Source organism: Achromobacter sp. 18P8.1.1 (assembly GCF_057799415.1).
In genome coordinates this window covers 372517-384166 of the sequence record NZ_JBYOKH010000001.1, presented here as the reverse complement: position 1 = coordinate 384166, position 11650 = coordinate 372517, and the positions used below count along the sequence as shown (strand labels likewise).

The 11650-nt window shown below is 67.1% G+C and carries 11 protein-coding genes; 4 read left to right on the top strand and 7 right to left on the bottom strand.

All coding sequences use genetic code 11. From position 1 onward, the window contains the following. Together AC27VE_RS01755 and rsmA are read left to right on the top strand one after the other, a co-directional pair. A partial coding sequence (locus tag AC27VE_RS01755; RefSeq protein WP_488702891.1) for a peptidylprolyl isomerase occupies window positions 1-485 on the top strand: 485 nt, incomplete at its 5' end. Window positions 486-503: 18 nt separating this feature from the next. After that, window positions 504-1295, top strand: a complete 792-nt coding sequence (gene rsmA / locus AC27VE_RS01750; RefSeq protein WP_088587674.1) for a 16S rRNA (adenine(1518)-N(6)/adenine(1519)-N(6))-dimethyltransferase RsmA — start codon at window positions 504-506, stop codon at window positions 1293-1295. A 103-nt stretch (window positions 1296-1398) separates the two neighbouring features. Here rsmA and AC27VE_RS01745 read toward each other — a convergent pair whose 3' ends face one another. Next, window positions 1399-2541, bottom strand: a complete 1143-nt coding sequence (locus AC27VE_RS01745) for a glycerate kinase (protein WP_488702890.1) — start codon at window positions 2539-2541, stop codon at window positions 1399-1401. 105 nt (window positions 2542-2646) lie between these two features. Between AC27VE_RS01745 and pyk the strand changes: the two genes are divergently transcribed. Continuing rightward, on the top strand, window positions 2647-4089 hold the full coding sequence (pyk, locus tag AC27VE_RS01740) for a pyruvate kinase (RefSeq protein WP_006226329.1): 1443 nt from the start codon (window positions 2647-2649) through the stop codon (window positions 4087-4089). Window positions 4090-4126: 37 nt separating this feature from the next. Here the strand turns inward: pyk and AC27VE_RS01735 are convergent, their stop codons facing one another. Then, on the bottom strand, window positions 4127-5356 hold the full coding sequence (locus AC27VE_RS01735) for a nucleoside recognition domain-containing protein (protein ID WP_488702889.1): 1230 nt from the start codon (window positions 5354-5356) through the stop codon (window positions 4127-4129). Between the two features lie 147 nt (window positions 5357-5503). Between AC27VE_RS01735 and AC27VE_RS01730 the strand changes: the two genes are divergently transcribed. Beyond that, a complete protein-coding gene (locus AC27VE_RS01730; RefSeq protein ID WP_427962443.1) occupies window positions 5504-7810 on the top strand; it encodes an acyl-CoA dehydrogenase in 2307 nt (768 codons plus the stop codon). Here AC27VE_RS01730 and def read toward each other — a convergent pair. Genes def through AC27VE_RS01705 form a run of 5 tightly spaced genes read right to left on the bottom strand, consistent with a single transcriptional unit; the run spans window position 7807 to window position 11648 of the window. Next, window positions 7807-8340: a peptide deformylase gene (gene def, locus AC27VE_RS01725; protein ID WP_006226332.1), complete on the bottom strand. Its 534-nt coding sequence runs from the start codon at window positions 8338-8340 to the stop codon at window positions 7807-7809. The genes AC27VE_RS01730 and def overlap by 4 nt on opposite strands. A gap of 12 nt (window positions 8341-8352) precedes the next feature. After that, window positions 8353-8748: a lactoylglutathione lyase gene (gene gloA, locus AC27VE_RS01720; RefSeq protein WP_006226333.1), complete on the bottom strand. Its 396-nt coding sequence runs from the start codon at window positions 8746-8748 to the stop codon at window positions 8353-8355. Between the two features lie 11 nt (window positions 8749-8759). After that, entirely contained in the window at window positions 8760-9902 is a 1143-nt protein-coding gene (locus AC27VE_RS01715; protein ID WP_454676178.1) for a 2-aminoethylphosphonate--pyruvate transaminase, read from the bottom strand. A gap of 20 nt (window positions 9903-9922) precedes the next feature. Next, the gene (locus AC27VE_RS01710; protein WP_488702888.1) at window positions 9923-10933 is read right to left on the bottom strand and encodes a M48 family metallopeptidase; all 1011 of its coding nucleotides are present in this window, start codon (window positions 10931-10933) and stop codon (window positions 9923-9925) included. After that, complete coding sequence (locus tag AC27VE_RS01705) at window positions 10926-11648, bottom strand: lysophospholipid acyltransferase family protein (RefSeq protein ID WP_427962447.1); 723 nt, start codon at window positions 11646-11648, stop codon at window positions 10926-10928. Before AC27VE_RS01705 ends, AC27VE_RS01710 begins: the two co-directional genes overlap by 8 nt. Between the last annotated feature and the right edge of the window lie 2 nt (window positions 11649-11650).

Below are 11650 nucleotides of genomic sequence, written 5' to 3'. Positions count from 1 at the left end.
AAGGCCCGACGGAAGTCATGCAGACCCGCGCACGCCACATCCTGATCAAGACGTCCACCGTGATGAGCGACGAAACCGCGCGCCAACGCCTGGAGCAGGTGCGTCAGCGCCTGGTGGCCGGCGATGCGAAGTTCGAAGACATGGCGCGCCAGTATTCGCAGGACTCGAGCGCGCCGCAAGGCGGCGAACTGGGGTGGCTGAACCCGGGTGAAACCGTGCCGCCGTTCGAAGCCGCCATGAACGCCCTGAAGCCGGGAGAAATCAGCGTCCCGATCCAGTCGCCTTTCGGTTGGCACTTGATCCAGGTTGAAGAGCGCCGCCAACACGACGTTACCGACGAATTGGCCCGCATGAAGGCGCGCCAGATTTTGTTCGAGCGCCGTGCCCAGCCTGCTTTCGAAGATTGGCTCGACCAGTTGCGCGCGCAAGCGTACGTCGACAACCGTCTTGAAAAGCAGCAGAAGATCCAGCAGAACAACCGCTAAACGCATTACGGGCTTTTCATGTCTCAACACCAGGCGCGCAAGCGCTTTGGCCAGAACTTCCTGACCGACGAAAGCGTCGTCGAGTCCATCGTCCGGGCGGTTGCCCCCGCCCGTGACGATGCCGTGGTCGAGATCGGCCCGGGTTTGTCTGCGCTTACCCGACCGCTACTTGAGCGCTTGGATCACCTGACCGCGGTCGAGATCGACCGCGATCTGGCCGCCCGTCTGCGCAAGCAGTTCGAGGCAAGCCGCCTGACGGTGGTCGAAGCCGACGCGCTGACGGTGGATTTTTCACAGTTCGGCAACGCACTGCGTGTCGTGGGCAATCTGCCTTACAACATCTCCAGCCCGTTGCTGTTTCATCTGATGGAGTGGGCCGACCACATCCGCGACCAGCATTTCATGCTGCAGCGCGAAGTGATCGACCGTATGGTGGCGCAGCCCGGTTCGGGCGATTTCAGCCGCTTGTCCGTGATGCTGCAATCGCGCTACCGGATGCACAAGCTGTTCGATGTGCCGCCGGAAGCGTTCGACCCGCCGCCCAAAGTGGTGTCGGCCATCGTGCGCATGGTGCCGCTGCCTGCGGACCGGCTGCGTCCGGTCAGTACGCGGGCCTTTGAAACCGTGGTGGCGCGCGCCTTCTCGCAGCGCCGCAAGATGCTGCGTCGCGTGTTGGCTGACTGGGCGCCGCAGGTACCTTGGGAAGCCCTGGATATCGCTCCCACGGCGCGTGCGGAAGACATCTCGGTGGACCGCTACATCCGTCTGTCGGATGCGTTGGTGGAAGCGGGCATATTGCAGTCCGCTTGAGCCGCAACCCTCAACGAAAAAGCCCGCCGATGCGGGCTTTTTCGTTGGGGCGGAACGTGAGTCGAACCGGTGCGGCGTCCGATGGGTTGCGGGCTTTCGCCAATCACAGCATGCGCTTTTGCGCCGCCATCCACAGCAGCATCACATCGCGCGCGCGATCGGCAAGCAGCTTTTCCGCATCGGCCAGCGCCTGTTGCAGCGTGATGGGACCGGGGGCCAGGCTGAATGCGGCGCTGATGCCGCAGGCATGCAGCGCTTCGTAGCCGTCGCCCAGCGAGCCCGCCAGCGCGACGACAGGCACGCCGGCTTGCTGCGCGATCCGGGCTACGCCTGCCGGTGTCTTGCCGCGCAGCGTCTGCGCGTCCATCCGGCCTTCGCCGGTGAACACCAGCGTGGCGCCTTCGATGGCCTGCGCCAGCCCGCCCAGTTCCGCCACGATCTCGACGCCGGGCCGGAAGTGCGCTTGCAGGAAGGCCTTGGCGGCAAATCCAAGACCGCCGGCGGCGCCGGCGCCCGGTTCATTGCGATGGTCCGCGCCCAGGTGCTGCGCGCAGACGTCGGCGAAATTCGTCAGCATCTGATCCAGCGCCAGTACCTGTTCCGGCGTGGCGCCTTTTTGTGGCCCAAAGATGTGCGAGGCGCCTTGCGCGCCGCACAGCGGATTGTCCACGTCGGAGGCGATGTCGATGCGGATGCCGGCCAGGCGCGGGTCCAGGCCACGCGTGTCGATGCGGGCCAGCTTGCCCAACGAGCCGCCGCCCGGCGGCAGGCTGTGGCCTTCCGCGTCCATGAAGCGCACGCCCAACGCCGTCAGCATGCCGGCGCCGGCGTCGTTGGTGGCTGAGCCCCCCAGCCCCAGGATGATGCGCGTGGCGCCCGCGTTGACGGCGGCCAGCATCAGTTCGCCCACGCCATGGCTGCTGGCTCGCATCGGGTCGCGCTTGGACGGGGCGATCAGTTCCAGGCCGGCTGCCGCCGCCATCTCGATGACGGCGGTTCCATCTTCCAGCAAACCCCAGACCGCATCGACCTTATGGCCCAGCGCGTCATTGACCGTCAGCTGCCGCTCCTGGCCGCCGGTGGCGGCCAGCACGGCTTCGACCGTGCCTTCGCCGCCATCGGCCATTGGCACGCATATGGTGTGGGCGCCGGGGCTGGCGGCTTTGACGCCGCGCGCAATGGCTGCCGCCGCATCGGGCGCGGAAACGCTTTCTTTGAAAGAGTCGGGAGCGATAACGATTTTCACGGGTTTGATTGGCCTGGTTGTAGGGTGGTGTGATGACCATGATACCCGTGCGGACGCAGGCGGCGTACCATAACGCTTTCGTTGTTTTCGCGAGAGTGGACCGTCATGCCTGTATTGCGCCGCACCAAAATTGTCGCCACCCTGGGCCCTTCGACTTCGTCGCCCGAACGCATTGATGCATTGATCCGCGCCGGCCTGGATGTGGCCCGCCTGAACTTCTCGCACGGCAGCGCGGACGACCACCGCGAACGCGCCCGGCTGGTGCGCGAAATCGCTGCCAAGCAAGGACGCTTCGTCGCCATCATGGGCGACCTGCAAGGCCCCAAGATCCGCATCGCGCGCTTCACGGACAAGCTGGTGCAACTGCAGGTCGGCCAACCGTTCACGCTGTCGCGCGTGCATCCCAAGGAAGCCGGCAACGCCAGCATCGTGGGCATCGATTACCCGGAGCTCGTGACGGATTGCCGCGTCGGCGACGAACTGCTGCTGGATGACGGCCGCGTCGTGCTGGTGGTGGACCGCGTCGAAGGCGACGAGGTCCACACGACCGTGACCGTGGGCGGACCGCTGTCGAACAACAAGGGCATCAACCGCCGCGGCGGCGGCTTGTCCGCGCCCAGCCTGACCGACAAGGACCGCGTTGACATCAAGCTCGCGGCCGAAATGGAACTGGACTATGTGGCCGTGTCGTTCCCGCGTTATGGCAGCGACATCGACGAAGCGCGCACCTTGCTGGCCGAGGCCGGCAGCCAGGCTTGGATCATCGCGAAGATCGAGCGCGCCGAAGCGGTGGCCGATGACGAAGCACTGGACGCCCTGATCCGCGCCAGCGACGGCGTGATGGTGGCGCGCGGCGACTTGGGCGTGGAAGTGGGCGATGCCGAACTGGTGGGCATCCAGAAGCGCATCATCCAGCACGCGCGCACGCTGAACAAGGTCGTGATCACGGCCACGCAGATGATGGAGTCGATGATCTCCAGTCCCATGCCTACGCGCGCCGAAGTGTCGGACGTGGCCAATGCGGTGCTGGACTACACGGACGCCGTCATGCTGTCGGCTGAAAGCGCATCCGGCCAGTATCCGGTGGAAGCCGTGCAGGCGATGGCGCGCGTGTGCCTGGGCGCCGAAAAGCACCCGACCACGACGAAATCGCATCACCGGGTGGGCGAGACCTTCACGCGCTGCGACGAGACAATCGCGTTGGCGGCTATGTATGCGGCCAACCACTTTCCCGGCGTGAAGGCGGTCATCGCGTTGACGGAAAGCGGCCACACGCCGTTGATCATGTCGCGCATCCGTTCCGGCGTGCCGATCTACTGCTACAGCCCGCATAGCCTCACGCAGAACCGCGTGGCGATGTTCCGCGGCGTCTACACCGTGCCGTTCGCGCCGTCGGACTACGAACCGGCCGACCTCAGCAACGCCGCCATCGATGAATTGCGCAAGCGCAACCTGGTGAAGACGGGCGATTGGGTCATCCTGACCAAGGGCGACTTCTACCGGGACAGCGGCGGCACCAACGGCATGAAGATCCTGCTGGTGGACTAAGGCGGCGCATGCGGGGCGCCAAGCCCCGCTGCCGCGCTCAGCCGAAGAACCAGTAGCACACGCCGATCGCGGCCAGTACGCCGGCCAGGTCGGCGATCAGCGCGCAGCCCACCGCGTGGCGCGCGCGCAATATCCCCACCGATCCGAAATACACCGCCAGCACGTAGAAGGTGGTCTCGGTGCTGCCTTGCACCACCGCAGCCAGCAGCGCGGGGAAACTATCCACGCCGTGGTGCGTCATGGTTTCCAGCATCATGGCGCGTGCTGCGCTGCCCGAGAACGGCTTGACCAGCGCGGTGGGCAGGGCGTCGACGAAACGCGTGTCCCAGCCCGCGTATTGCGCCAGCCAGCGGATGCCGTCCAGCAGGAAGTCCAATGCGCCCGAGGCCCGCAGCACGCCTACGGCGCACAACATCGCCACCAGGTAGGGCAGCAGGCTCTTGGCGATATCGAAGCCTTCCTTGGCGCCTTCGATGAAGGCCTCGTAGACCGGCACCTTCTTCCACGCGCCCGCGATCAGGAATGCCAGCAGGATGCCGAAGAGCGTCAGGTTGCCCAGCAGCGACGACAGCGTGGCGATGGCAGCGGCCGACATGCTGGCCAGCAGCGCCATGAACCCGCCCATGATTAGCGCCGCGCCGCCCAGCCACAACATCACGACCGGGTCCGTCAGGCGCAGCCGCTGGCAGGCGGCGACCGCCAGGAAGCCCGCGAGCGTGGATGCGCTGGTGGCCAGCAGGATGGGCAGGAACACCAGCGTCGGGTCCGCGGCGCCCTGTTGCGCACGGAACATGAAAAGCGTGACCGGCAGCAGGGTCAGCGACGAGGCGTTCAGCACCAGGAAGAGGATCTGCGCGTTGCTGGCGGTTTCCGGCGTGGGGTTCAGCGATTGCAGTTCCCGCATGGCGCGCAGGCCGATCGGCGTGGCTGCGTTGTCCAACCCCAGGCCGTTAGCGGCGAAGTTCAGCGTGATCAGGCCAATGGCGGGGTGGTTGCGCGGCACCCCCGGCATCAGGCGTGCGAACAGCGGCCCCAGCAGCCGGGCCAGTTTTTCCACCATTCCGGCGCCTTCGGCGATGCGCAGGAATCCCAGCCACAGCGTCAGCGTGCCGAACAGCAGCACCATGACTTCCACGGAGACGCGCGCCATGTCGAACAGGCTGGCCACCATGAGCCGGAAGACATCGGGGTCGCCGAGGGCCAGCCAGCGATACAGGGCGGCGGCTGCGGCAGTCAGGAAAAAGCCCAGCCAGAGTTTGTTCAGCATGCGGAATGTGCCCGGATAGCGGTTGATTGCGCACCAGCGCGGCGACGCTCATTGTCGCAGAGTCGGCACGCTCCAGCTTGGCCGCCCGCCGCCAATTCTGGTACTTTGGCCTGATACGCCCTAGGGCCATAACAGTGAGGGACACTCATGGACTTCAATGCCTGGCGCCGGCGCCGCATCTCGGAACCTGCGTATCGCTGGGCGCGCAACGCCCTGCCGCCCATGTCTGCAACCGAGCGCGAGGCCATCGAGGCCGGAGACACCTGGTGGGATGCGGACCTGTTCACGGGCAACCCCGACTGGCGCAAGCTGCTGGACGTGCCTGCCGCCACACTGACCCGCGAAGAACAGGCCTTCATCGATGGTCCCGTAGCCCAGCTATGCGCCATGCTGGACGAATGGGATATCACCTGGCGCCGGCGCGACCTGCCGCCGGAAGTCTGGGCGTTCCTGAAGGCGCAGCGCTTCTTCGGCATGATCATTCCGCGGCGCTATGGCGGGCTGGGCTTTTCGCCCTATGCGCATTCCGAAGTCGTGCGGCGGATTTCGGCGTACTCCGTGACGGCGGGCGTGACGGTCATGGTGCCGAATTCATTGGGCCCGGGCGAACTGCTGATGCAATTCGGCACGCCGGCGCAGCGCGACTACTGGTTGCCGCGCCTGGCCGACGGCCGCGAAGTGCCGTGCTTCGGCCTGACAAGCCCCGAGGCGGGCTCGGATGCCGCATCCATGGTGGACACCGGCGTCGTCTGCCGCCAGGTGGTGGACGGCCGTGAACTAATCGGCATCCGGCTCAACTGGCACAAGCGCTACATCACCCTGGGGCCGGTCGCCACGGTGCTGGGCCTGGCTTTCAAGATGTCCGACCCCGACGGCATCCTGGGCGGACCCAAGGATATCGGCATTTCGGTGGCGCTGGTGCCCACCGAGGCGCCGGGTGTCGAGATCGGGCGGCGCCACCTGCCCGCGATGCAGGTGTTCCAGAACGGCCCCAACAAGGGGCGCGACGTGTTCGTGCCGCTGGACGCGCTGATCGGCGGCGAGGCCCGCGCGGGCCAGGGCTGGAAGATGTTGATGAGCGCCCTGGCGGCGGGGCGCGGCATTTCGCTGCCTTCGCTGTCGGCGGCCGCAGCTGTCATGTGCGCACACACGACGGGCATGTATGCCCGGGTGCGCGAGCAGTTCGGCATCCCCGTGGGCAAGTTCGAAGGCGTGCAGGAACAACTGGCCCAGCTGGCGGGCAATGCCTATATGGTGGAGGCCGCCCGGCGCCTGACCTGCGCCGCGCTGAACCAGGACGTGAAGCCGGCGGTGGTGTCGGGCATCATGAAATACCACGCGACCGAGCGCATGCGTGGCTCGGTCAACGCCGCGATGGACGTGCACGCCGGGCGAGCCGTCATCGACGGACCCAGCAATTACCTGGGCGGGCTGTACCGCGCGGTGCCGATCGCCATCACGGTCGAAGGCGCCAACATCCTGACGCGCAACCTGATCATCTTCGGCCAGGGTGCCATCCGCGCCCACCCCTATCTGATGCCGGAAATGCTGGCGCTGGCCAACCCGGACGAAGAACGCGGCATCGAGGTCTTCCACGACGTGTTCTGGCGTCACCTGCGCCATGCCGGCAAGAACACGCTGCGCGCCATCGGCCGCGCCTGGACGGGCGCGGTGCTGGCGCCGTCGCCGGTGTCGGGCCCGACGGCCGGCCATTACCGGCGGCTGGGGCGTTATTCGTCCGGCTTCGCGCTGCTGGCGGACGCCACCTTGGCGCAACTGGGCGGCGGGTTGAAGCGGCGCGAAATGATCTCGGCGCGCTTGGGCGACATCCTGTCCGAGCTGTATCTGCTGTCGGCGGTGCTCAAACGCTGGGAAGACGAAGGGCGCAAGCACGACGACCTGCCGCTGGTGCATTGGTGCATGGAGCAGGGCTACGCCAGCATCGAGAAAAGCCTGGACCAGGTGCTGCGCAACCTGCCGGGGCGGGTGCTGGCCTGGGGGCTGCGCGCGGCCATCCTGCCGCTGCGCCTGGCCAGGGGGCCGAGCGACGCCTTGACGCGCGAATGCGCCGAGCTGCTCTTGAAGCCGTCTCCCACGCATGTGCGGCTGGCGGCCGACCTGCAGCGGGAACCGGGCAATCACCCGGCGACGGGCGTGCTGTTGGGAGGCGGCCGCGCGGGCGGCGACCCGTTGGGCGATCTGACTCGCGCGTTTGCGCTGGTGGACGCCGTGCAGCCGATCCGCGACCGCCTGCGGCAATCGGGCGTGCGCGACTGGCGCGAAGCGCATCAGCGCGGCGCGATCACCGACACGCAGGCCGCGCAGCTGGAAGCGGCGGAGGCCCTGGTGTCGCAGGTCTTGCAGGTGGATGATTTCGCGCCGGAAGACTTGTCGCCGCAGGCGGCAACCGCAGCAGATGCGCCGGCTGCGGCGCATCCGAACCCGGGCGGTTAGTCGTCGGCGTTCGGGTCCATGCCCGGAAACAGGATTTCGGTGAAGCCGAACTTCGAGAAATCCTGGATGCGCGACGGATACAGGCGGCCGATCAGGTGGTCGCATTCATGCTGCACCACGCGGGCGTGAAAGCCTTCGGCTTCGCGCTCGATCAACTGGCCGTAGGGGTCGCGCCCGCTGTAGCGAATGTGGCGATAGCGCGGCACCTGCCCGCGCAGGCCCGGTACAGACAGGCAGCCTTCCCAGCCATCTTCCATCTCGTCCGACAAGGGCGTGATGACGGGATTGCACAGGATGGTCTGCGGCACCGGGGGCGCATCGGGGTAGCGTTCGTTGCGGTCGAAGCCGAAGATCACCAGCTGCAGGTCCACGCCGATCTGCGGCGCCGCCAGCCCCACGCCTTGCGCGGCCGCCATGGTTTCGAACATGTCGTCGATCAGGGCGTGCAGCTCGGGCGTGTCGAAACGCTCCACCGGAGGCGCCACGCGCAGCAGGCGCGGGTCGCCCATTTTCAGGATGGGATGAATCATGGGAGCCCCCAGTCAGTCTTGGCGTCCTTTCTTCTGGATGAACTCGATCTTGTAGCCGTCGGGATCTTCCACGAAAGCGATGACCGTCTTGCCGTGCTTCATCGGGCCGGCTTCGCGGGTGACCTTGCCGCCGCGTTCCTTGACCTTGTCACAGGCTTCGTAGGCGTTGTCGACTTCCAGGGCGATGTGGCCGTAGCCGTTGCCCAGGTCGTACTTTTCGGTGTCCCAGTTGTGGGTCAGCTCGATGACCGCGCCTTCGGTTTCGTCCTGATAGCCCACGAAGGCCAGCGTGAACTTGCCTTCCGGGTAGTCGTTGCGGCGCAGGACGCGCATGCCGAGCACGTTGGTGTAGAAATCGATGGATTTGTCGAGGTTGCCGACTCGCAGCATGGTGTGGAGCATACGCATGGATATCTTCCTTAAGCGATGAGGGGTTGCGGGAAGCGCGGCGGAGCGCCGGCGCTTTCCCGAGTGATGCCGATGTCGCGCAGTGCGCCGCCCATGGCGTCGACCGCAAGCCGCATCTGTTCGGCGCCGAAAGCGCCGATGCAGCCGACCCGGAACGAGGGGTGTTCGGTGTTGCTGAAATTGCTGAGCACGTAGCCGCGGGCCTTGAGCGCGTCGACGAACAGCTGCAGGTTCCAGGTTGGGGCGTCCGGCGCGCAGACGTTGACGACGATGGGGCCCTGCAGGTCGCGCGGCAGATTGGGCGCAAGGCCCAGCTCGATCACGCCATCATATAGCGTGCGCATGTTCGCCGTGTAGCGCGCCAGACGGGCGACACGGCCTTCCTGCCGGTACAGGTCCAGCGCCACGGCCAGCGCCGCCAGCGTGGGCGCGGGCGGCGTGAAACGGGGGCCGGCATTGGGGACTAGCGTGTGCTGGTAGATATCGGCCAGGTCCAGCGACCAGCTGCCGGCGTTGCCGCGCGCAGCTTCCAGGCGGTCGATGCGCGCCACCACGAAGGCGGCGCCGGGCAGCCCTTCCAGGCATTTGTTGGCGGTGAGGACCACGGCGTCGACCGCGGGCAGCGCAGCCAGGTTCAACGGCAGCGCGCCGAACGCGGATACGGCGTCGACGATGACGCGGCGGCCCATCGCGTGGGCGATGCGGGCCAGCTCGGGCACGTCATGGCAGATGCCGCTGCCGGTTTCGCTGTAGACCAGCGCCAGGTGCGTCAGCGTGGGGTCCCGTTCCAGCGCCGCGGCGACGGCGACCGGGTCCACCCGTTCGGTCGCACCGACGGGCAGGGGCACGGCGACCCGGCCGGCCTCGCCCGCCAGCTTCTGCAGGCGGGACGCGTAGGCGCCCGTGGAGGGCGCCAGCAGGCGGCCGCCCGGCGGTACAAAGGTGCGGATCGCGGCTTCCACCGCGAAGTGCCCGCAGCCGGGCAGCGCCAGCGCGGCGTGTTCGTCGGGCGAGGCCTCGGCCACGCCCAGCACGCCCGCGCACACCTGGCGGTAGGTTTCGCGGAAATCGTTGTCCCACGGCGCGTAATCCTGCGCCATGGCGGCCTTCACCCGCGCGTCGGTCGTGACCGGGCCCGGAATCAGCAGCAACATTTTTGTGTCTCCAAGTCGCCTCAGAATTGAGGCAGGGAAGCGGGGTCGTGGCGCCGCAGAATATTCTTGGCGTCTTCGAAGTCAGGCAGGATCTGTCCCACTTCACGCCAGAAGTCCTGACTGTGGTTCATTTCGCGCAGGTGGGCAAGCTCGTGCGCGATCACGTAATCGATGATGGCGGGCGCGAAATGAATCAGCCGCCAATTCAGCATGATGTTGCCGTCGCTAGTGCACGAGCCCCAGCGCGTGGCGGCGGAAGACAGCCGCCAGCGGCGGATCTTCAGGCCGCTCACCTGCAGGAAATGCGCCAGCCGCGCGCCGAACCAGGCGCCGGCCCGCTGCTGCAACCAGGCTTGCGCCGAATCGCGGATGCGGCTTTGCTCGGCCGTGGAGGGCAGGGCCAGCCAGAGGGTGTCGCCGTCCTGCGGTGCTTCCGCGTCGCCCGACAGGCGGGCCTGACGGCTGTCGCCGCCCACGCCGATCAGGATGCGCTTGCCCAGATAGGGCAGTTCGCCGCCCGGCTGCCAGCGCGTATGCGCCATGGCCAGTTGTTGCTTGCGGGCGTGCCATTCGCGTAGCTTGGCAAGGATCCAGCGCGCTTTCTCACGCACCGCGTCGTCGATCTGCGCCAGCGTGACCCAGCTGGGCGCGGTGACGCGCAGGCCGTCGTCGGTGATCACGAAGCCGATGCTGCGGCGGCGCGAGCGCAGCAGGACGAAACCGATGGGCTGATGTTCGGTCGGCACCTCGCGCCAGCGCGCGCCCGGGGGCAGCGGTTCGGGGCACGGGGTGGGGACGCGGGACGACGCGTTGGGAGACAGCGTCAAGAGCGGCTCGCCCGCGGGGGCGGTGTCGGCTGGCGCGTCGGGGAAAAGCGTCTTCGGGGTGACGGGCTGCGGGGGCGTGGCCCGGGGCGCAGCAGGCCTGGGCGCCACCGGCGGCTTCGGCGTGGCGATCAGTGGCGACGCGCCCTGGGGCGCGTCGTCTTCTTGCACGTCGAACAGGAGTTCGAGCTGATCAGTGCTAGACATACCTTTCAGGGTTGAGACGCCGCATTTCCCCTTCGATCCACGCCTGAACCTTTTGGTTCAGTTCCTCGGGGGAGAGTCCCTTGGATTCTATCGCGGGACCGATCGATAGGGTGACCATGCCGGGATATTTGACGAAAGCGTTGCGCCGCCAGCACTCGCCGGCGTTATGCGCCACGGGTATGACCACCGCGCCGGTGCGCGACGCAAGCAGCGCGCCGCCCATCTTGAAACGCGCCGTCTTGCCCGGCGGCACGCGCGTGCCTTCGGGGAACAGCAAGGGCCAGCGGCCTTCGTCCAGGCGGGTCTGGCCTTGCTTGACCACCTGATCAAAGGCGTCGCGGCCCTTGGCGCGGTCAATGGCGATCATGCGCAGCAGCGCCAGGCCCCAGCCGAAGAAAGGCACCATGTGCAGTTCTTTCTTGTAGACGAAGCAGACTTCGCGCGGCATGTGGGCCGGGAAGAACAGCGTTTCCCAGGCCGACTGGTGCTTGGACAGGATCACGGCGGGGCCGTCGGGCAGGTTTTCCCAGCCCTTGACCTGCCAGCGGATGCCGCAGAACACCTTGGCGCCCCAGATGGCCAGGCGCGGCCAGCCCACCGTCAGCTTGTAGCGCCAGTGCAGCGGCAGCGGCGCCCACAGGACGCAGGCGAAGGCGTAGGGGATGACCGTGATGGCCAGGAACAGGAAATACAGCAGCGAGCGTAGCCGGGCCATCG